The sequence below is a fragment of the Haloarcula montana genome, assembly GCF_035666295.1.
GTDB classification, from domain to species: domain Archaea; phylum Halobacteriota; class Halobacteria; order Halobacteriales; family Haloarculaceae; genus Haloarcula; species Haloarcula montana.
This window is the reverse complement of the sequence record NZ_CP142027.1, coordinates 79,415-100,540: the sequence shown is the minus strand read 5'-3', so window position 1 is coordinate 100,540 and position 21,126 is coordinate 79,415. Positions and strand designations below refer to the sequence as shown.

Genomic DNA, 21,126 nt, shown 5'->3' with positions numbered 1-21,126 from the left:
GTTACAGCGAGCAGTCCATCTGGTCGCTGTCTGCCGGAATCGTCGTCTCGTCGGCGCCGATCCGCGAGAGGGGTTCACCGGGCATGATCGCTGCACCCCAGTTGTCGGCCCACTCGTCGGTCGTCGGGATGGGGTCCGCGACGGTCATCGCCGACCGGGCCTGGTTGTTGTACTCCTGGAAGGTGTAGCCACCCTCGCCTTTCGGCGTGTCCGTGACGGTCATCCCCTTGAGCGCGTTCGCGATGTCGGCACCCTCGCTTGAGCCGCCCTCCTGGACAGCCTGGTGGATCGCCGACGCGCCGGTGAACGTCCCCGACGTGAACAGGTCCGGGACGACGCCGTAGGTGTCCGTGTAGGTGTCGACAAAGGAGTTGTTGATCTCGTTGTCGTACTGGTTCCAGTGGTATCGCGTCGTGAACGGCCCCAGCTTCGAGTTCCGGATCTTCTCCGTCGTGAGCGGTTCGCCCAGGACGTTCTGCATCGTCCCGCCGACGACGCTGTTGGTGATCCTGGTCGCGTACCCGCCGAACACGCGGTAGGAGTAGTCCCCCGAGAGGAAGGCGTTGAACATGTTGGGCAGCGTCGCGACGGTGAATCCGCCGACGACGCCTTCGGCACCGGCCTCTTCGGCGTTGTCCAGCAGTCCCTCCCACTCGGCGTACCCCTGCTCGACGAACCGCTCGCCGACGATCTCGACGCCCTCGTTCTGGAGGACGGCCTTGTAGTTGTTGACGACCGCACGGCCGAAACTGTAGTCGGCGCCGAACAGGTAGACCTTGGAGACGTCCGTCTCGTTTGCGACGTATTTCCCGCCCGAGCGGGCGTCCATTGCCGTGTTCTCGCTGGCCCGGTAGACCAGATCACCGCAGGTCTCGCTGTTCGAGGTGATCCCAGCGGAGGCCGCCGGCCCGACCATCATCGGGACGCTGGCCTGGTTGACCACGGTCGTGACGACGCGACTCGCCGACGCAGAGGAGGCACACCCCGCGAGAATGTCGACACCCTGGTCCTCGACGAGGGTCGTCGCGGCCGTCTGTGCGGTGTCGGCCGAGAACTGCGTGTCCCGGACGTAGATGGTGTATTCCACGTCGTCGACGGTCATCGTCAACTCGCCGGTACTCGGTTCGGCCGGTGGGGAGTCCCCGGCCTTGTAGGCCAGGCCCGAGAGGAAGCCCCACAGCGACTGCTGGCCGTAGTAGGCCAGATCGCCCGCGAGCGGTTGCAACATCCCGATCGAAACGCTCGTCGTCCCGCTTGATCCGTCGCCAGTACTGCCGCCGTCACTCGATGAATCTCCGTCGCCGTTCATGTCGGAATCTCCGTCGCTGCCGTCGCTCCCGCTGCTCCCGTCACCGCTCCCACCGTCTTCGCTGACACAGCCGGCGAGACCGGTCAGTCCGGCACCGAGTGCGCCCAGTACACGGCGTCGTGTGGCATAATCTCTCATACACAGTAATCTATCGTGTAGGATACCCATAGTAGCGGGCGTTTACATGTTAACGGCGACCGCGAGAAGGTGTTACTCGTCGATGTCGTCCAGGGCCTCGACGACGCGTTCGATCATCTTGCGTTCGCCCCGCCGGAGGTTCTTCGAGACGGCCGGTTTCGAGACACCGAACTCGTCGGCGAGAGCCCCCAGTGTCGCGCCACGCGGACTCTCGAAGTAGCCCTCGGAGACAGCGGTCTCCAGGGTCTCCCGTTCCGTCTCCGAGAGGTCCCGACAGCCGTTGACCAGCGTCATCGCCGCGCCGGCGTTCTGGACGACGTCCTGGAGTTCCGGGAGACCGGTGTTCTCCCGTTCGACCACGTCGAACTCGTTGTCCCGGTCCAGTTCCGAGAGGGTCCTGTCGGCGTCCTGGCTCGTGTCGAAGCCGACGTGCCAGACCTCGCTGCCGGCCTCGATGTGGAACGGCCCGGTGATGTAGCCGTCGTTGTCCCGGATCGTTTGCATCGCCGTGGTCTCCTCGATAACCGTCCTGATCCCGGCCACCTCGCCCTGCCGGCGAAGTAGCGAGAAGTCGTTCATGTTCTGATGTGTCTGTAACTCTTCCAATCCGGCATCGAGTGCAGCCCTGTCGTCGGCTTCGACGACCATCCGCGTCTCTAGCTCGCGGACGTTCTGATCGAACTCCCACTGCATCGCTGCGAAGGCCATCCCGTGGTCGGCAGTGGTATCGATGAACGGACAGTCGTACTGCTCCATGTCCAGGGCAATGTCAATCATGCACGGTGTCCGCTACTCGAACGGGAGTCCTCCACAATTATAAATTATTCTTCCCACGAGGGTTACTCTATCGGTCCGGAACCGGCTGCTCCGCGATCATTGGATGGTTGACAGTACTGCTGTTTCAGGCCGGTAGCGGCGTAGTTCCATCATCATTATCTACCTACGTCGTGGCCTCGTCCCACCCCGTTCCAATACTGTTTTAGGGCTTCACTCTGGAAGGACTGGTATGACTTTGCACGCCAGAGATCTCCCCCAGGATGTCCGGGAACTGGGCGAGTTACTGGGCGACGTACTGGAGACCCAATCCTCTACCGAAGCGTTCGAGACGGTCGAGCAGATCCGCACAGCCTCGATCGACTATCGGAAAGGCGATCTGGACAGTCGGGACACGATCGGGCAGACGCTCGACCGACTCGACCCGGAGATGGAAGGCGTCGTCGCCCGGGCGTTCACTACCTACTTCGAACTGATCAACCTGGCCGAGGAACGCGAGCGGGTCAGAGAGATCCGCGAAGGGAGTCAGGACGGGACGATCGAGGACAGCGTCGCCGAGGCGATCGAGAGACTCGCCGACGCCGATGTCGGTTCGGAGACGGTCGAAGACGTACTCGACGACGTGTTCATCGAGCCGACCTTCACCGCACATCCGACCGAGGCCCGCCGGAAAACCGTCAAAGCGAAGCTCCGAAGCGTGGCGAACGGACTGGAGACGCTCGACGAGGTCCGCCTGACCGACCGCGAGGAACACACTGTCCGCCGGGACGTCCGTTCGGAGGTCACGAGCCTCTGGCAGACTCCACAGGTCCGTGATCGCCGGCCAGAGGTCACGGACGAGGCACTGAACATCCAGTGGTACCTGGAGAACGTCCTCTTCGAGGTCATCGACGAAGTCTACGACGAACTGGAACGCGCTATCGGCGAGGAGTACGACGAGGAACTCGACGTCCCGAAACTCTACGAGTTCCGCTCATGGGCCGGCTCCGACCGTGACGGCAACCCATTTGTCACGCCGGAAGTCACCGAAGAGACGCTGGAACGTCAGCGTGAGACGGTCCTCCCGCTGTACCGCGACCGGCTGAAAGCACTCTCGGGTGTCCTGAGCCAGGACGCCTCGAACCTCTCGATCGGCGAGCAATTCGAGGAGCGCTTGGCCGAACACAAAGAGCGGCTCCCCGGAGTCGCCGCCGAGGCCGAAGAGCGGTATCCTGACGAACCGTACCGCCAGAAGCTCAAGTTGATGCGCGAATCGGTCCTGCGGGTCAACGACGTCCGGCAGGGCGGCTACGACAGTCCCGAGGACCTGCTCAAGGATCTGCACACGATCGCTGCCAGCCTCCGTGACAACGACGCGGCAGTCATCGCCGAGTCCCACGTCGACCCCCTCATCCGGAAGGTCGACACGTTCGGGTTCACGCTCGCGAGCCTGGACCTGCGTGACCACCGGAAGATGCACACCGACGCTATCGCGGAAGCGGTCGAGCGCCAGGGCATCGACTACGAGGACATGTCCGAGGACGAGCGCGTCGAGTTCCTGACGGAGGCGATCCTCCAGAACGGTTCGGTCATCGATATGGAGAACACCGACGGGCTCTCGGAGGATTCGATCCGGGTCCTGCGTCGGTTCCGTAAGACCGCCGACTGGCAAAACGAGTTCGGCGTCGACGCGATCGACACCTACGCGATCAGTTGGTGTGAGGAACCCAGCCACGTGCTGGAAGTTCTGTTCCTCGCCGATCAGGTCGGCATCGTCGACCTACCTGGCTACTGTGGCCTGGATATCGTCCCGCTGCTGGAATCCGAGTACGCGCTCTCGGGTGCCCGGCGCATCATGGGGACGCTGTTCGAGAACGAGGCCTACGCACAGGCTCTGGAGGCACGCAACACCGTCCAGGAGATCCTGCTTGGCTACTCCGACTCCAACAAGGAGAACGGCTACCTCGCCGCCAACTGGTCGCTGTACAACAACCAACGGCGGCTGGCCAACATCACCGACGACTTCGACGTCGATATGCGCCTGTTCCACGGCCGCGGTGGCTCGATCTCCCGCGGTGGCGGCCCGATGAACGACGCCATGCTGGCCCTGCCAAACGAGACGGTGACCGGACAGATCAAGTTCACCGAACAGGGTGAGGCGATCGCCGAGAAATACGCCAACGAGGACATCGCCGAGCGGAACCTCGAACAGATGCTCAACGCCCAGATCCGGGCGCGCCACAACGCGATGGAAGAGCCGGTCGAGGACGTTCCCGACGAGTGGGTCGAGGCTATGGAGACCGCCTCCGAGGCCGCCCGCGAGGAGTACCAGTCGCTGCTGGAGACCGACGGCTTCGTCGACTACTTCGAGCAGGCGACTCCGATCACGGTCATCGAGAACCTCAACATGGGATCGCGCCCGGCTTCCCGGAGCGAGGACCGCAGCGTCGAGGACCTGCGTGCGATCCCGTGGGTGTTCTCCTGGACCCAGGCCCGCTGTATCATCCCCGGGTGGTACTCCATCGCCACCGGACTCAACGCCTACCTCGACAGCGGCGGCGACATCGAGACGCTCCAGGAGATGTACGAGGAGTGGCCGTTCTTCAAGACGAAGCTCGACAACGCCTCCCTGGCGCTTGCCCGCACCGAGATGGGTATCGCCGAGGAGTACGCCGATCTCGCCGACGACGACCTCCGCGAGCGCATCTTCCCGCGGATCAGAGACGAGTACGAGGAGACCGTCGATCTGGTCACCGAGATTACCCAGCGCGAGGGACTGCTCTCGCGTGACTGGCTCGAAGAGAACCTCGAACGCCGCAACCCCTACGTCGACCCGCTGAACCTGCTGCAGGTCCGGCTGCTCGCCCAGTCACACCTCACCGAGGAGGAAAAGCAGACGCTCCGGCTGACCGTCCTGGGAATCGCCGCCGGGATGAAAAACACCGGATAACTCCCCGTCGGGTCCGCTCTATCCCGGCTCACGCACCGCTCCGAGCTACTACACCCGTGGTACCTACCGAAGGATTTACGCCGCCGCCGGCTGCATGGCTGCTATGGCACTTGAGACGATTCTGCTTGCCGTCGGCCCGAACGACAAGGACCGCATCGACGAACTCGCCGACACCGTGACGGACATCGCGGGTCCGGCCGGTTCGGAAGTCATCGTCGCACACGTCTTCACTGACGAGGAGTACGAGAACGTCGTCGACCGACTGGAGTTCGAGTCGGTCGCCGAAGCCAACCCCGACCAGGTAGCTGATCGGCACACGACCGTCCGAGAACTCCTCAAACGACTGGGCGAGGCAGATCTCCAGACCAGCGTCCGTGGCGCCGTCGGTAACCACGGGGAACAGATCGTCAGTCTCGCGGAGAGTGTCGGTGCCGACCTCGTCGTCGTCGGCGGCCGCAAGCGCTCACCGACCGGCAAAGCTGTCTTCGGCTCGACCGCACAGGAAGTCATGCTCAGCGCTCCCTGTCCGGTCACGTTCGTCCGCGGCGAAGACTAGGACCGTCTACTTCGGGGGTCCCACAGTTATATTCACTCGACCAGGGCTGCCTCTAGCAGTTCCAGCGGGTGACGGATGTCGTACCCCGTCCCGTGTTCCATCTGCATCGCACACGTGGGACACTCCGTCATCCCGGTGTCGCCCGAGGCGTCGTCCATGTGGTCGAACATCTCGTCGGCGATCGCCATCGACTTCTCGTATTTCTCGGCCTTCCAGCCGTAGGTCCCGGAGATCCCCGAACAGGACTCGCCGACGTCCTCGATGTCGGTGCCGTCCAGCTCGCGGAACAGTTCGACGGACTGGTGTTCTAACCCCTGGTTGCGGGCGTGACACGGCGCGTGGTAGGCGAACTCCCGAGCGAGGTCGCCTTCGACCTCGGCCGCTTGCAGGTCGGTTTTCAGGTCTTCGTTGATGCGCAGATACTCGACCGACTCGAAGGTGTTCGCTGCGACCTCGTCGATCCCGTCGATGTCGAACAGTTCGGGGTACTCCTGGCGCAGCGCCATCGAACAGGACGTACAGGAGGCGATGGCGTCGTACCCCTCCTCAATCAGGTCGGCCATCGAGGAGACGTTGACCTCCGCACCCCGGCGGGCGTCGTCCAACATGCCGTTGGCGAACATCGGCGTCCCGGAACAGCGCTGTTCGGGGACGACGACCTCGTAGCCGTACTCCTCGAACACCCGAACCATCGCTTTACCGACTTCGGGGGTGTTGTAGTTGGAGTAACAGCCGTGGAAGTACGCGACCTTCTTGTCGGCGTCGCGGTCCAGGTCCCGCCGTTCACGGGCCGCCTGTGCGTTCTCTTTCGAGGCCGCCGCGCCGCCCCGAGTAGACCACCACTCCCGGAAGGTCTGTTTCGCGAACGCGGGGAACTCGCGTTCGCTGGTGATCCCCATGGTCTTCTCCATGACCCACCGGGCCGGCCCGAAGTTCATCGCGAAGTTCGCCAGCCGCGGAACTTTGCTGGCGATGGTCGCTGAGGTCCGGTAGTTCGCCAGGATGCGGTTCCGGACGTACTCGACAGAGAACTTGCTCATCTGCTCGCTGACGTACTCCCCGCGGGCGGTGTTGTGCATCTGGGAGAGGGGTACCCCCGACGGACAGGCGTTGTCACAGCGCATGCAGTTCGAGCAGTCCGTGATCGAGTCGTCGATCGTGTAGTCGTCCTCGTTTTGCTTGAGGCGCCACTGCTCCGGCCCCTGGAACTTCGGGCCGGGGAAGTCGTCGTCGACCTCCGCGACCGGGCAGTTAGTGTCACAAATCGAACACTTGTAACACGAATCCGCGCCGGGGCGCAGGTCGAAGTCGTCACTGTCGGGGAAGACGTCGACGGGTTCGAAGTCCTCGCCCGTGTTCGGTGCCGTCGGGTCGAACTCTGTAGATGATTCGGCGTCGCTCATTGTACCTCCTGTGCGGCGGTCGTGCCAGCCGCGTGGCCCGTCGCGATCGACACCCCGCTACCTGACTTCTCGGCCGCGAAGTCGTAGCCCCCGAGGATGCTCCCGGCGGCACGCAGGTTGTCGAACTCGACGGAGTCGTCCGCTGTCAGTGGGCGCAACTGCTCGTCTGTCGGTAGGCCGAACCGTGCGAACTGGTGGTCTCCGAACACGTCCAGGTCGAACCAGTCGTAGCGGTCCTCGGCGTGAGGGACGTGACAGTCGAAGATCGGTTCGTACACCCCCTCGCGGTCGGACTCGACGCCTTTCCCGACGAGGCCGCCCGTCGCGAGGACGTACTGATCGCCGCTGACGGGGATCTTCGCGCCGTTTTTCTCGATGTACACCTCCTCGATGTGTCCGTCCTCGCCGGCGTAGTCGACGACGGGGTTGCCCGTCTCGAAGTTCCCGCCGGCTTCGTCCAGTGCCTCGAACAGGGCGTCTTCTAGCCGCAGGCCCGGCAGAGACGGCGGTCCCATCGGGACCTCGAAGACGTCGACACCGAGGTGGTCACCGAGCGCGGCCCGGACTGCGCCGGGGTGGTCGTCCCCGAGGATGGCCGGGAGTCCGACGCGTTTCTCCCCGTCGAGATGGGGTTCGATCGTGTCGGCGAGCGCGTCCCGGGCGCCGACCATCCGCCCGTCGACCGCGACCTCGCCGTTGGTGTCCAGGAGCTTGGCGTACCGGGTCACTTTCGCGTCGGCCCGCAGGTCCCCGGGGAACTCGATGGTGACGCCGCGGGCGTCGAAGGGGACACCGGCGGCCTCGAGGTGTGCGGCGACGTGGGGCGCGTCGAAATCGACCATCGATCCCAGGCCGACGAGCAACACGTCACGGTCGTCGCTGGCCAACCCGGCGGCCGCCCCCCGCGGGTAGCGTGCCGTCGGTTTGACCGTCCCGCCGTGGGTCGGCAGGAGGGCGTTGGTGTCTGTGTGATCCCCTCGGTAGTCGGTCACGTCGTCGAACATCGCCATGGCCTCGCGGACGCCGTCGACGCCGACGGTCCGGTAAGGGTGTTCCTCCGGAAGGGCGGGAATCGCGTCGTAGGGGTCGGTCAGCGGCCCGTCGCCCTCGTGGGTGTATCCGAGGAGGTCGACCAGCCCGGAGGCGTTCCGGAGGGTGCTCTGTTTGTACGAGAGGAGTCGAACGTCGGCCCCCTCGCGAGCGGCCGCGAGCGCGCTGGAGAGGCCGGCGAGACCGCCGCCGATGACCAGTACCTCCGACTCAATTGCCATCCGTTCGCCCTCCGTCCGCGGCCACGTCGGCTCCGGTCGCTCCACCGGGCCGTCCCGATCCCGTGTCGAAGGCGGCGAAGTCGATCGCGTCGCCGTCGGCCGGATCGTTGTCGCGGTTCTGGGTCGTCGCGTGCAGGGCGTAGTTCAACATGGCCTGGGAGAGCTGTTGGCCCCACAGGGCGTGGCGCTGGCCCTTCCAGCGCTCCTGGAGCAGTTCGTCCCAGGCCTGGCGGGCGACGGCCTCGTCGTACTCGCCGGCTGCCGCTCCGTCAGCCGAGCCCCCGCTCGCGGGGACGCCGTGGAGTTCGCTCGCCATCCGGTGGACGCAGAAGCCACCCTGGCAGTTGCCCATCGACGCGCGGGTCCGGATTCGAACGGCGTTTAGATCGGAACCGGACTGGGAGATGGCGTCCTGGATCTCCGCGCGGGTGACGCCCTCACACTCACAGACGGTCGGGTTCGGACCGTCGGTTTTGAGCACCTCGTCGGCCCGCGAGCCCAGTCGCTCGACGCTCCGGCGGCCGATCGGCGACCGTAGGCCGAACTCGTCCATGTAGTCCCGCAGGACGGTGAAATCGTCGCTTCCCGGGAGTGGAACGTCCGCCGTCCGACAGTCCGCGTCGATGCCGAACTGATCACAGACGTGGTCGGAGATCTGCTCACCCATCATCCGATAGGTGGTGAACTTCCCGCCGACGATGCTGGTCATCCCGTCCAAGTCGTCCCGCTCCTCGTGATCCAGCAAGAAGAAGTCCCGCGTGATGTCGGTCGGGTCGTCGCTACCCACGTCCGGCGGTTCGTACAGCGGGCGGACGCCCCAGAACGACCGGATCGTCCGGGCTTCCTGGAGCATCGGGACCAGCTCCGAGAGGGTCTCGATCATCATGTCGACCTCCCACTGCTCCTCGGGGTAGTCCTCGGGGTCATCGACCTCCTCGTCGGTCGTCCCCAGGATACACGTGGTCTCGTGGGGGACGATGATGTCGGCGTCGCCCTTGGGTCGGCAGCGGTTGATGACGGTGTCGACCTGTCGGGAGTTCATGATCGTCATGACGCCCTTCGAGGGGCGGACTTCGATATCGACACCGGCCATATCGCCGATGCGGCCCGCCCACGCGCCCGTCGCGTTGACGACGTAATCCGCGCGGATCTCTTCGGTGCCGCCTTCAGTCCCGTGGACGCGCTTGCCGGGGCCGGCGCTGTGGTCGACCTCGACGCCGACGACCTCCCCGGATTCGACGACGAGGTCCGTCACCGTCGAATGTGTCTCGACGCGCGCGCCGTGTTCCTGGGCGCTTGCCGCGTTGGCCACGACCAGTCGGAACGGGTCGATCGCGCCGTCGGGAACCGAGATCGCCTTGTCGATGTCCTTCGCGAGGTGTGGCTCGATCTCCCGGGCCTCCTCGCGGGAGACGACCTCAGCCGGAATGCCACACTCCTCACAGCCCGAGAGCTTCTTTTCGAAGTACTCCTCGGTGTCTTCCGGTCGTTTGACGAACAGCCCGCCGGTCATCTCGACACAGTGTGACGCGATATCCCGGAGGACACGGTTCTCCTCGATACACTCGGTCGCGCTCGCCTGGTCAGAGACGGCGTATCGGCCGCCGCTGTGGAGGAGCCCGTGCATCCGCCCCGTTGTCCCGTGAGTGAGGTTCCCCTGTTCGAGTAAGGTGACATCCAACCCGCGCATGGCGAGATCCCGTGTGATACCCGCCCCGGTGGAACCGCCACCGATAACGACGACGTGAGGTGATGGAGCCATTTATCTTACGTAGCGTTTAGCGCCCATCCACTTTATTTTACCGTCGAATCCCCTCGCTCGATAAATTTTATGAGAGATAATGAACGTCAACAGAGACGACTGACGCGACCGTTCCCGGTATACAACGAAGCTATCGCGAGTACGCCGCCGGTAGAACGGGGTTTCAGTCACGCAAATCCGATCGATCGGTTCCCGCCTGCGCGCGGTACCAGAACAACCCGTTCTGGGTGAGACGATAAAAACTTCTCTCGCCATGGGTAGCGGCCGATGCTTCGGCGACACTATCGTACCAATTGAAACGATTTACACCGATCGGACTGCAGTCGTGCGATCGGGTGTGCATCGATCTTCACTGGCTACTACAGCAAGTATCGGTCTGTTGGAGCTTGTGAGTTCAGTTTCCCCGTTTGGCATCCTCGTAAGGTATAATTTCCCCTCCGATGTCGTGAACGAATCTGTTTTACCGAAGGCCCCCCACTGTGAGTAATTTTTATACCGGTTCACTATCTTGTTTACTACCATCACGGCATAATTCATAAACAATGCCGCCAACGGAGTACACATCAATGGCAGACACATACGTCGGTTCGATCGACCAAGGGACGACAGGCACCCGCTTCATGGTGTTCGACCACAGCGGCCAGGTCGTCGCGAACGCGTACGAAACACACGAACAGATCTACCCCGAACCCGGTTGGGTCGAGCACGATCCGATCGAAATCTGGGAGAACACCCAGCAGGTCGTCATCGACGGTCTCGAAGAAGCAGGCCTCGACGCCAGCCAACTCGAAGCGCTGGGTATCACCAACCAGCGTGAAACGACTATCGTCTGGGACGAGGAAACCGGCAAACCCGTCCACAACGCGCTTGTCTGGCAGGACCGCCGCACTACCGACCGTGTCGAAGACATTCAGGAGCAAGACAAGGTCGAGTGGATTCGGGAGAAAACCGGCCTCGAATGTGATGCGTACTTCTCGGCGACCAAAACCGAGTGGGTCCTCGACAACGCCGAACCACTCAAGATGCAGTCCTCACGCGGTGCCGACCTCCGGGACCGCGCCGAGGACGGCGAACTCCTCATGGGCACGATCGACGCCTGGCTCATCTACAATCTCACCGGCAACCACATCACCGACGTCTCCAACGCCTCCCGGACCATGCTCTACAATATCCGGGACCTCGAATGGGACGACGAACTCTTGGCTGAGTTCGGCGTTCCCGAGTCGATGGTACCCGAAGTGCGACCCTCCTCGGACGAGGACTACTACGGCTACACCGACCCCGACGGCTTCCTCGGCGAGGAGATCCCCGTCGCCGGCGCGCTGGGCGACCAGCAGGCAGCCCTGTTCGGCCAGGCCTGCTTCGACGAGGGCGACGCCAAGAACACCTACGGCACCGGCTCGTTCTACCTGATGAACACCGGCGAGGAGGCCGTCGCTTCCGACCACGGCCTCCTGACAACCATCGGCTTCCAGATGTCCGGTGAACCCGTCCAGTACGCTCTGGAAGGGTCGATCTTCATTACGGGCGCAGCGATCGAATGGCTCGAAGACGTCGATCTGATCAACAACGCGGCACAGACGGCCGAACTCGCCCGTTCGGTCGACTCGACCGACGGCGTCTACATGGTTCCCGCGTTCACCGGTCTGGGTGCTCCCCACTGGGACGGGCGGGCGCGCGGCACGATCGTCGGGATGACTCGCGGGACGGAGAAGGCGCATATCGTCCGCGCGACACTGGAGTCGATCGCCTACCAGACCCGGGACGTAGCCGAGGCGATGGAAGCGGATTCGAACATCGAGACGACATCGCTGCGGGTCGACGGCGGCGCAGTCAAGAACAACTTCCTCTGTCAACTCCAGTCGGATATCATCCAGACCGAGATCGTCCGACCGGAAGTCGACGAGACGACCGCACTCGGAAGCGCCTACGCGGCCGGACTCGCGGTGGGCTACTGGGACACGGTCGACGAACTCCGTGACAACTGGCAGGTCGACCGCGAGTTCACCCCCGAGAAATCCAGCGCGGAAGTCGACAAACGCTACGACCGCTGGGACGACGCAGTCGAGCGCTCCCTCGACTGGGCACAGGAGGAGTGATCACGGATGCACGATACGCTCTTTCGGGACGTGCTCATCGGGATCGGAGGGGAGCAGTTCACCCTGATCCCACGCGCCGGAACCCGACTGATCGCTGCAGTGGAAACAGCGCGGAAACCGGCGGCTTCAGCCGTTGGTAGCTGACAACGAACGCATTTCGAACGCCTATGGATATCGAAGCGCGAATCAAACGGCGCCAACGCCGCGACGGAGAGCACCGGCTGATCCTCGACTACGAGGCCCTCTCACCGGTGTCCCACGCCACAGAGCCGACAGACCGCGGCCCGGTCTTCGAACGGCTCTTGGACCACCTCGATCCCGTCTTCGAGGGGAAGTTACCGCCGAACGCGTACGTCCACGGTCCCGCTGGAGCCGGGAAGTCGGCCGTCGTCACGGCGTTGTTCGGTCATCTCGAACAGCTCCCGACGGACGCACGGGCGGTCATCCACACGACGACGCGTGCACAGACGCCGACCTCACCGGCGTTCGTCTACGTCGACACGCGGACGACGACGAGTGAGTTCGCGTTCTATCACGCGATCTTGGACAATATCATCGAAGAGTCGGTTCCCGAACACGGGATCGGGACCGAGACCTTACGATCCCGGCTTCACGAGACACTCTCCGGACGCCACTCCGGGGTCGTCGTCGGCGTCGACCACATCGACGATCCGAGTGGGACCGACACGACCGATCTCGTCGATCTGTTCGCCGGCCTCCCGAGCAAGGCCAGCTGGCTGGCTATCGGTGAACTCGATCCATCTCAGACCGAGGTGACCGAGTACACCGCCAGGTCGATCCGCGTGGATCGCTACCGCCGACAGATGCTCGTCGACGTGGTGATGACGCGGGCCTCTGACGGCCTCGCCCAGCAGGCGCTCGACCATCGATCGGCGCGAACGATCGCGGACTGGGCCGACGGGAACGCACACGACGCGCTCGCAGCCCTGTTGATCGCCGCCGTCCACGCCGACAGCAGTGGCCGTGATCGGATCGCCGAGACCGATGTGACTGCCGCGATCGAGGAGATCCCCGAGCCCTGTGTGTCACTGGGTCGTGTCCTCTCGTTGCCGGCCAACAGACAACGGGTCCTTCGGGAACTCGTCGATCTCGGTACCGACGAGACTGCCTCGGTGACGAAGACGACAGAGGCGATCGCCCAGCAGGCTGCAGTTGATCTCTCACAGGGGACCGTCAAGCGGTTCCTCTATGAACTCGCAGAGGTCGGAATCGTCGAGCGCGTACAGTCGACGACGGACACGGGGCAAGGGCGCCCGCCAAGCAGGCTGGAACCACGGTTTCCACCGACTGCGTTCCGCCAGCTCTACGATCTGTCCCAGTAGGGCCGTCCGGCGTGTTTCGGTTCCGAAACGCGCAGGGTGTCCACCGCCCAGCCTATCCCGACGGCGGACCCGATCTACTGTACCCCGTCGCTCGGGTCGCCGGTCCCGCCGGTGAGCGCGGACGCAAGCGCGCCCCGAACGCCGACATCGTCGCCGAGGGTGGTCAGTTGGATATCCGGGATGTTCGCCATGACCATATCGTCGAGACGGTCGCGGATCGGATCGAGGACCTGTTCGGGGTTGTTGAGCGCGACGGCTCCACCGACGTAGACGACGATGGGCGCGTAGGAGTGGACGATGTTGGCGACGCCGATGGTGTTCCAGTGGTTGACCTGTTCGAGGACGTGGGCAGCGAAGTCGTCCTCGCCGGCGTACTCGAAGACGTCCGCAGCCGTAAACTCCTCCTCGTCGATTGGCAGAGCCGTCTCGACGGGGTCCTCGCGGTGGAGTCGCGTGGCGTACCGCGGGATGTTTTCACCGGAGCAGTACGCCTCCCAGTGCCCGTCGTGCCCACAGCCACAGGTCATGTAGCCGGTCGGGTCGATCGTGATGTGGCCGACTTCGCCGGCGTTGCCGTCCCACCCTGAGAGGATGTTTCCGTCGACGGCGACACCCGCACCGATCCCCGAGGAGATCGTGAGATACACCATGTCGTCGGGGTTGCGATCAGAATAGTACCGTTCGCCGATGACGCCGGCGATGGCGTCGTTGTGGAGGTAGACCCGGTCGCTTCCGATGAGGTTCTCGACGGGGCCGGTCAGCGGAATCCGGTCGATCGTATCCGGGAGGTTCGCGGGATTGGTGACAACGCCTTCGGCGAGATCCATCGGACCGAAGGAACCGATACCGGCTGCGACGATGTCGGTGGGGACGATACCGGCGGCGTCAGCGGCCTCGCGCAGCGCTTCGAGCACCGCCTCCGTGACGGCGATGCCGGTCGGCCCGCGCGGGGTCTTGAGTTTGTGTGACGCGATCTTCGATCCGGTCTCGTCGGCGATCAACGCCCGGATGTGTGTCGCACCGAGGTCGACCCCAGCGTATGCGCCCATGCTGGTGGGAACGTGGCCCTTCCGATACTTAACTACACATATTCAACGCTGACTCAGCGCCGCCGGTCCGCGTCACCCTCGCGATCGACGGGTTGTTCGTAGACGACCCCCCGTTCGGCGTCGAGCGTGACCGTCGATCCGTCACCGACGCTATCAGGTAGTTTCGTGTCCGCGATCATGGGGATTCCGAGTTCGCGAGCGACGATCGCCGCGTAACTGGTCATCCCTTGATTGCTGTCGACGATCCCGCCGATCCGCTCGGTGTCCCCGACGAACTCGCCCTCGAAGCCGCTCGGAACGCAGACGATCGCGCCGTCGGGCATGTGTTCGATGTTCCCGTCGTCGGTCCGGTAGACCTTCCCCGTCGTGACACCCTCGACCACGGAGCGGCCGTTCGCGACAGTTTCGGCGGCGACGTGGACTTTCAGCATGTTGGCGGTGTTGAGCCCTTCCAGTTCGGTCATCATCCCCGAGAGGACCACGACCGTGTCACCGCCCTCCGCGGCGTTCGTGTCCAGGGCCGCCTGGGCGGCGCTCTGGATGATCGCGTCCGCCCCCTGTGTGGTGTACTCGGTGAGGACCGGGATGATTCCCCACGAGAGCGCGAGCCGCCGTTTGACTCGCTCGTTGGGCGTCGAGGCGACGATCGGGATCGACGGTCGGTACTTCGCCGACTTCAGCGCCGTGTATCCCGACTCTGAAGCGGCGACGACCGCCGAAGCGCCGATGTCCCTGGCGAGGAACCGCGCCGAGCGGGCCAGCGCGTCTGTCCGGGTGTCCCCGGCCGCCGGGACCCGTTGCTCCCGGGACTCGGCGTACTCCTCGCTTGCCTCGACATCGCGGACGATCCGATCCATGGTCTCGACGACCCGCGTCGGGTGATCGCCGATCGCCGTCTCTCCCGACAGCATCACGGCGTCGGTGCCGTCGAGGACGGCGTTTGCCACGTCCGAGGCCTCCGCACGGGTCGGCCGCCGGGAGTGCATCATCGAATCGAGCATCTCCGTGGCGGTGATCACCGGGACGCCGGCCTGGTGGCACTTCCGGATGATCCGTTTCTGGATGATCGGCACGTCTTCGAGTGGGCACTCGACCCCGAGGTCGCCCCGGGCGACCATCACGCCGTAGGCCGCGTCGATGATCGAATCGAGGTTCTCGACGGCGCCCGCCCGCTCGATCTTGGCGATGACTGGAATGTCGACGCCGCGGTCCTCCAGAGCACGGTTGATATCGTAGATATCCTGCCCCGTGCGGACGAACGACGCGGCGACGAAGTCCGGTTCCTTCTCGGCGGCGACGTCGAGTTCCTGTTCGTCGTTTTCGGTTATCGTCGGCAGGTCCAGTTCGACACCGGGGACGTTGACCCCCTTCCGGGAGCTGAGTTTGCCGCCGCTCTCGACGTGGGCGTAGACCGTCTCTCCCTCGACGCGCTCGACGGTCGTCTCGATCCGGCCGTCGTCGAGCAACACCTTGTCACCCGCCTTCGCGGCGCTGATCGACTTCGACAGACCGACGCGTTCGGGTGTCGCGTCGTCGTCGACGACGAACTCGACCGTCGATCCCGTGATCAACTCGATCGGTTCCTCGATCGGTGCGGTCCGGACCTCCGGCCCCGGCATGTCGAGCATCGCCGCGATCGGTGTCTCGACCCGGTTGTCGGCTTCTCGAATCCGGTCGATCATCTCCCGGCGGTGCTCCGGAGAGCCGTGGCTGGCGTTCAACCGGGCGACAGACATCCCCGCTTCCGCGAGAGAGGCGATCTGGTCCGGCGACTCGCTCGCCGGCCCCAGTGTACAGACGATCTTCGCACTACGCATCAGCAGAACCCTCCATCTCTCGGAGAGCGCGCATATTTCGTGGGAACATAGCGGTGGATACCGTGGCCGGGGATAAGAAGGTTGTCGGATGCGCGAAACCCACCGACGGAACCGAGAGTTATCGACTGATCGCTGCCGTCTCCCCCCTGATGAGTTCGCGGACTTCGCTGGGTGAGACGACCGCGATATCTCCGGGGACGGAGCGTTTCAGAGCAGCAGTTGCAGCGCCCCATTCGAGCCCTTCGGGGACCGACCCCGTCGTGAGATACTGCGAGAGGAACCCGCCCACGAACGAGTCCCCGGAGCCCACCGGGTGTGCATCGCTGGCCTCGAAGGAACCCTGGACGTACTCGTCGTCGGGCGTCGCCGCGACGACGCCGTCCGCGCCCCGTGTCACGACAGTCACGTCGAACCCGTGGTCGGCGGTCAACGAAGCAGCGACGTCGACGGCATCGCCGGTCCGCCCGAGCACTTGTTCGGCATCACGTTGGGCGACGACGAGCACGTCGATATCCGGGAACAGCTCGGTGACGACGGATTGTGCCTCGGCGTGGCTCCAGAGCTTCGACCGATAGTTCAGATCGAAACACGTCGTCGTTCCGGCATCGCTCGCCCGTTCGAGCAGGTCTGCGGTGGTCGTTTCGACCCGGTCGGAGAGCGCCGGTGTGATCCCGGAGGTGTGGATCGCGTCTGCGTCCTCGACGAGTCCCTCGGGGACTTCACCAGTGGCGAGTGTCGTGATGCTCGCACCCGCCCGGTCGTAGATGACTTCGTTTCCACGCGGTATGTCTCCCTGTTCCAGGTAGTAGGTCCCTTGCCGCCCATCGTCGCTGTCGTCCCAACAGACCTCGACCGTCACGCCGTGGCGCCGAAGCTCTCCCGTGACGCGTCGCCCGACCGGCGAGTCCGGGAGTTTCGAGAGCCACGCCGTATCGAGCCCGAGCCGCTGTGCGGCGACGGCAACGTTCGATTCCGCCCCAGCGATATGGACATCGTACTGGTCGGCCGTCTCCAGCCGTTCCTGTTGGGGTGGAGAGAGTCTGAGCATCGTCTCGCCGAATGTAACGAGATCTGTCATACTCCGCAGTGGACCCGGAGCCGGTATAAATCCTGGAGAAACGAGTGGCCGATACCGTCCATATGTGGTACTGTCTAGCACGAATAGGGGCTCCCTGTTTACGTTCGTCCATCGAACAGCCGAAACGCTCCAAAAGCTTTTGTACTCGAATATTGCACACAAGTCTATGGGACGTAGGTCAGTGCGTCGTGAGTCCGGTGTCTCACGTCGGTCGATTCTCAGAACCGTCGGGGCAGCGGGTATCGCTGGTCTGGCCGGTTGTGGTGGCGGTGGTAACGGGACCCCAACTGGCGAGCGGATCGGTAACTACCCACTAACTGGCGAGACCGCTACGTTCGGATTCAACGTCGCACAGTCCGGCCCGTTCTCGACCGCGGGAGAAGAGGAACTCCGCGGACACAAACTCGCTGTCAAACATATCAACGACGGCGGTGGGTGGGTCGGGGAGAGTCTTTTCAGTAGCCTCAGCGGCGAGGGACTCCTCGGAAAGACCGTTGACTTCGTCGTGGGCGACACCGAGAGTGACCCCGAATCCGCCCGACTTTCGGCCCAGTCGATGGTCGACAACCAGGACGTGATCATGCTCTCGGGGGGATCGACGAGCGATACGGCCCTCGAACATCAACGGATCGCCGGTGAGTCCGAGGTTATCTACATGGCGACGATGGCACAGATCGACAGTCTCACCGGCAAGAACTGCAACCGTTTCAGTTTCCGGGAGATGTTCAACTCCACGATGACGACCAGGGCGCTGACACCGGTTCTCCTCGACGAATACGGTGAGGACGCGCAGTTTTTCCAGATCTACTCGCAGGACGACTGGGGGAACGCACAGCGCCAACTGTTCGCGAAGACGCTCAGGGATGCCGGCTGGCAGTTCACCGGCAGCCTGGTCGCACAGGTCGGGACCCGTGACTTCTCCCAGTACGTCTCCGACATCGAGAACTCGTCGGAGGACGTATTGATCCTCAACCTCCGTGGGCTGGACGCAGCGAACGCCCTCCGGACCTTCCGCGAAGCGTTCCCGGACGAGAACATTGTCGTTCCGGTGTACACTAGAGCAGTCGCACAGACGGCAGGTGGGGCCATCGAGGACGTCATCGGAACGGCAGCCTGGGACCCGTCGATCGATACGCCGCTGTCGAGCACGTTCCGGTCGGCGTTCGCCGACGAGTATCAGGGGGGAACCGCCTCGTCCAGTTCGTCGGTTCCGTCGGGTCCGGCCCACATCGCCTATACCCAAACGCTGTTGTACGCGAGTGCTGTCGCACGGGCAGGGACGTTCAACCCGAACCAGGTCATCAGTGCGCTAGAGGGAGCACAGTACGGTGCAGGGATCGGGGCACAGACGATGCGAGCGTGTGACCACCAGGCGATCCGTCCGGTCCCAATCGTCCGTGGGCGCCCGGAGAGCCAGCAGGACTTCGGCCGGTATTTCGACGTGATCAAGACGACCCGTGACATTGAGTATTCGTGTCAAGAAGAACCAGCGAGCGAGTGTTCGCTGGGAGGTAGCTAACAATGAGTTCGCAGGACCAATCACAGACAGGTGGAACGGCTTCTGAAGACGGACCGAGTGCGGGTCTCCTTGGGACGGTGGTTCCGGATTTCATCCGGAAGAACTTCGCGCTCAAGTTCGGTATCGTCCTGGTAATCATGGCGCTTTCCGTCGGTGCTGTCGGTATCGTCGCCACCCAGCAGTTCCAGGACTACACCGAAGAACAGGTGACAGGCGAGTACCAGGGGCTCGCGGCACAGGAAAGCGATATCATCCAGCGCTGGATCGAGCGCAACGAGCTGGCAGCACAGTTTATCTCCTCGAGTAGCGCTTGGACCGCTGACGACACTGCGGATCTGGAGACAGAACTCCAGAACCAGCGGGCGGGGCTCTCTGCCGATGTCGAGCACATCCACGTCCTCGAACGAAGTCCGTCGGGAACGACGATTATCGCGAGTACGGCGCTTAGCTCCGGGACGAGTGTCCAGGACGCGGGCCGTGGATGGACCGAAGACACCACGTTCAGCCGGGCCGGCGAAGTACAGATGTCGAACGTGTATCAATCACAGGACGGCCCCGTCGTCGGGTTCATGAGCCAGGTCGACGCCTCACAGAACCGGTTTATCGTCGTCGAGTACTCCACTGACAGGATCGCCGGCTCTCTCCAAGGTGCCGACCGGGCCGAAGGAGGGTTTACACAGGTCGTCAACGCGTCGAACGTCGTCATGATCGACGAGCCGGTCGGGTCCGGGACCGCCAGCGGGCAGGCGACACTCTCCTCGTATGGCGGTAGCGACCAGGCACGCCTGCCGATCCAGGAGGCCGAGACGCTGCGCGGTTCGACCCAGGCGGCCGGCGTCATCCGTGAGATGCCCGGAAACAGCAACGTCATCGACGAACGCTACACGGTCGGCTACGCGCCCATCGAGGGAACCGACTGGGTCGTCCTCGTCCACGCGCCGTACTCGGCGGTCTTCGGGTTCGTCGAGAACGTCCGTCTCCTAGGGTTCATCGGGACTGGACTGATGGTCCTGGTCATCGGTGGTGTCGGTGCCGCTCTCGGGTACAACACCGCGACCTCCATCGACCGACTGACTCGCAAGACCGAAGAGATGCGCCAGGGCAACCTGGATGTCGACATCTCGACGAGCCGGATCGACAACATCGGCCAACTGTACAACGGGTTCTCCGAGATGCGTGACGCGTTGCAAGAACAGATCACAGAGGCCGAGAGTGCCCGAAAGGAGGCGGAAGTCTCCCGGGCCGAGGCCATGGAGATGAACAACTACCTCCAGGAGAAAGCCGAGGAGTTCTCCGACGTCATGGAGGCTGCTGCCGGTGGGAACCTCACAAAGCGCATGGAGACTGACGGTGAGAACGAGTCGATGGACCGCATCGCCAGCGAGTTCAACGGCATGATCAACGAACTCGAAAAGACGGTCGGGCAGCTCAACAGCTTCGCCGGCGAGGTCGCCGAGTCCGGGGATGTCGTCCTGACCAGCTCCGAGTCGGTGCGTGAAGCCTCCGAACAGGTGGCCGAATCCATCCAGAAGGTCTCCGACGACGCCTACGATCAGAAAGAGCGACTCCAGGAACTCTCGGAGGACCTCGACGAACTGGTCAGTACGCTCGAACAGCTCCAGGAGACGAACCCCGATGTCGAGATTCAGGAGTCGTTAGACCAGTTCCGGGTGGTCGCGACGACACTGCAGGACGCGGCCGACACCAGCGAGGAGATGATGGCCGAATCCGAGACGGTCGCGGGTGCTGCCGAGGAGCAAGCCGCCGAACTCAACGAGGTCTCTTCGCGTGCCGAGCAGCTGAAACGCTACGCCCAGCCGCTGGGTGACATCCTCGGCCGCTTCGAGACCGAAGCCGAACACGAGTTCGTCTTCTCCGGTGGCCCCTCTCAGGGCCTCGGCGAGAACGACGACAACAACTGATACCACGCGACGGCACTGTCGCGCCGTCTTTCGTTGGCTCTTTGCGGTCGTCTGTCGCGTTGATGGGGTCCCGATGCCGCTCACGGAGCAGGTCTCGTGATCCTGTCCAACGAACAGGGGATCGAAATCACCCGCTTCGGAGGCTGGGATTGCTGTG

The 21,126-nt window shown here is 63.7% G+C and carries 14 protein-coding genes; 6 read left to right on the top strand and 8 right to left on the bottom strand.

Annotated elements, in window-relative coordinates; translation table 11 throughout:
- Position 1: 1 nt before the first annotated feature.
- Positions 2–1,447, bottom strand: coding sequence for an ABC transporter substrate-binding protein (locus VJ109_RS00485; RefSeq protein ID WP_324758229.1), 1,446 nt, complete (start codon positions 1,445–1,447; stop codon positions 2–4).
- Positions 1,448–1,519: 72 nt separating this feature from the next.
- Positions 1,520–2,224, bottom strand: coding sequence for a helix-turn-helix domain-containing protein (locus tag VJ109_RS00480; protein ID WP_324758227.1), 705 nt, complete (start codon positions 2,222–2,224; stop codon positions 1,520–1,522).
- 229 nt (positions 2,225–2,453) lie between these two features.
- Here VJ109_RS00480 and ppc point away from each other — a divergent pair, with 229 nt between their 5' ends.
- Complete coding sequence (gene ppc, locus VJ109_RS00475) at positions 2,454–5,150, top strand: phosphoenolpyruvate carboxylase (protein WP_324758225.1); 2,697 nt, start codon at positions 2,454–2,456, stop codon at positions 5,148–5,150.
- A 103-nt stretch (positions 5,151–5,253) separates the two neighbouring features.
- Entirely contained in the window at positions 5,254–5,706 is a 453-nt protein-coding gene (locus VJ109_RS00470; RefSeq protein ID WP_324758222.1) for a universal stress protein, read from the top strand.
- 32 nt (positions 5,707–5,738) lie between these two features.
- Here VJ109_RS00470 and VJ109_RS00465 read toward each other — a convergent pair whose 3' ends face one another.
- Genes VJ109_RS00465 through glpA form a run of 3 tightly spaced genes read right to left on the bottom strand, consistent with a single transcriptional unit; the run spans position 5,739 to position 10,142 of the window.
- Positions 5,739–7,109, bottom strand: a complete 1,371-nt coding sequence (locus tag VJ109_RS00465; RefSeq protein ID WP_324758220.1) for an anaerobic glycerol-3-phosphate dehydrogenase subunit C — start codon at positions 7,107–7,109, stop codon at positions 5,739–5,741.
- A complete protein-coding gene (gene glpB / locus VJ109_RS00460) occupies positions 7,106–8,380 on the bottom strand; it encodes a glycerol-3-phosphate dehydrogenase subunit GlpB (protein ID WP_324758218.1) in 1,275 nt (424 codons plus the stop codon). Before glpB ends, VJ109_RS00465 begins: the two co-directional genes overlap by 4 nt.
- A complete protein-coding gene (glpA, locus tag VJ109_RS00455; RefSeq protein ID WP_324758216.1) occupies positions 8,370–10,142 on the bottom strand; it encodes an anaerobic glycerol-3-phosphate dehydrogenase subunit GlpA in 1,773 nt (590 codons plus the stop codon). The genes glpB and glpA overlap by 11 nt, the downstream gene beginning before the upstream one ends.
- Positions 10,143–10,708: 566 nt before the next feature.
- Here glpA and glpK point away from each other — a divergent pair.
- Together glpK and VJ109_RS00445 are read left to right on the top strand one after the other, a co-directional pair.
- Positions 10,709–12,241: a glycerol kinase GlpK gene (gene glpK / locus VJ109_RS00450; RefSeq protein ID WP_324758214.1), complete on the top strand. Its 1,533-nt coding sequence runs from the start codon at positions 10,709–10,711 to the stop codon at positions 12,239–12,241.
- Between the two features lie 167 nt (positions 12,242–12,408).
- Positions 12,409–13,584: a Cdc6/Cdc18 family protein gene (locus tag VJ109_RS00445; protein WP_324758212.1), complete on the top strand. Its 1,176-nt coding sequence runs from the start codon at positions 12,409–12,411 to the stop codon at positions 13,582–13,584.
- A gap of 74 nt (positions 13,585–13,658) precedes the next feature.
- Here VJ109_RS00445 and VJ109_RS00440 read toward each other — a convergent pair whose 3' ends face one another.
- The 3 genes from VJ109_RS00440 to kdgK1 form a co-directional block, all read right to left on the bottom strand.
- Positions 13,659–14,633 (bottom strand): ROK family protein, encoded by a 975-nt coding sequence (locus VJ109_RS00440; RefSeq protein WP_324758210.1) that lies wholly within the window; start codon positions 14,631–14,633, stop codon positions 13,659–13,661.
- Positions 14,634–14,686: 53 nt separating this feature from the next.
- A complete protein-coding gene (gene pyk / locus VJ109_RS00435) occupies positions 14,687–16,450 on the bottom strand; it encodes a pyruvate kinase (protein ID WP_324758208.1) in 1,764 nt (587 codons plus the stop codon).
- Between the two features lie 118 nt (positions 16,451–16,568).
- A complete protein-coding gene (gene kdgK1 / locus VJ109_RS00430) occupies positions 16,569–17,528 on the bottom strand; it encodes a bifunctional 2-dehydro-3-deoxygluconokinase/2-dehydro-3-deoxygalactonokinase (RefSeq protein ID WP_324758206.1) in 960 nt (319 codons plus the stop codon).
- A gap of 166 nt (positions 17,529–17,694) precedes the next feature.
- Between kdgK1 and VJ109_RS00425 the strand changes: the two genes are divergently transcribed.
- Together VJ109_RS00425 and VJ109_RS00420 are read left to right on the top strand one after the other, a co-directional pair.
- Complete coding sequence (locus VJ109_RS00425) at positions 17,695–19,047, top strand: ABC transporter substrate-binding protein (RefSeq protein ID WP_324758204.1); 1,353 nt, start codon at positions 17,695–17,697, stop codon at positions 19,045–19,047.
- 2 nt (positions 19,048–19,049) lie between these two features.
- Positions 19,050–20,969: a PDC sensor domain-containing protein gene (locus VJ109_RS00420; protein WP_324758202.1), complete on the top strand. Its 1,920-nt coding sequence runs from the start codon at positions 19,050–19,052 to the stop codon at positions 20,967–20,969.
- The last annotated feature ends 157 nt before the right edge of the window (positions 20,970–21,126 follow it).

Coding starts and splice junctions, on each gene's coding strand:
- VJ109_RS00445 (WP_324758212.1), top strand. CDS start 12,409: ATGGATATCGAAGCGCGAATCAAACGGCGCCAACGCCGCGACGGAGAG.
- pyk (WP_324758208.1), bottom strand. CDS start 16,450: ATGCGTAGTGCGAAGATCGTCTGTACACTGGGGCCGGCGAGCGAGTCG.
- VJ109_RS00485 (WP_324758229.1), bottom strand. CDS start 1,447: ATGAGAGATTATGCCACACGACGCCGTGTACTGGGCGCACTCGGTGCC.
- glpA (WP_324758216.1), bottom strand. CDS start 10,142: ATGGCTCCATCACCTCACGTCGTCGTTATCGGTGGCGGTTCCACCGGG.
- ppc (WP_324758225.1), top strand. CDS start 2,454: ATGACTTTGCACGCCAGAGATCTCCCCCAGGATGTCCGGGAACTGGGC.
- VJ109_RS00425 (WP_324758204.1), top strand. CDS start 17,695: ATGGGACGTAGGTCAGTGCGTCGTGAGTCCGGTGTCTCACGTCGGTCG.
- VJ109_RS00465 (WP_324758220.1), bottom strand. CDS start 7,109: ATGAGCGACGCCGAATCATCTACAGAGTTCGACCCGACGGCACCGAAC.
- glpK (WP_324758214.1), top strand. CDS start 10,709: ATGGCAGACACATACGTCGGTTCGATCGACCAAGGGACGACAGGCACC.
- VJ109_RS00470 (WP_324758222.1), top strand. CDS start 5,254: ATGGCACTTGAGACGATTCTGCTTGCCGTCGGCCCGAACGACAAGGAC.
- VJ109_RS00420 (WP_324758202.1), top strand. CDS start 19,050: ATGAGTTCGCAGGACCAATCACAGACAGGTGGAACGGCTTCTGAAGAC.
- kdgK1 (WP_324758206.1), bottom strand. CDS start 17,528: ATGACAGATCTCGTTACATTCGGCGAGACGATGCTCAGACTCTCTCCA.
- glpB (WP_324758218.1), bottom strand. CDS start 8,380: ATGGCAATTGAGTCGGAGGTACTGGTCATCGGCGGCGGTCTCGCCGGC.
- VJ109_RS00440 (WP_324758210.1), bottom strand. CDS start 14,633: ATGGGCGCATACGCTGGGGTCGACCTCGGTGCGACACACATCCGGGCG.
- VJ109_RS00480 (WP_324758227.1), bottom strand. CDS start 2,224: ATGATTGACATTGCCCTGGACATGGAGCAGTACGACTGTCCGTTCATC.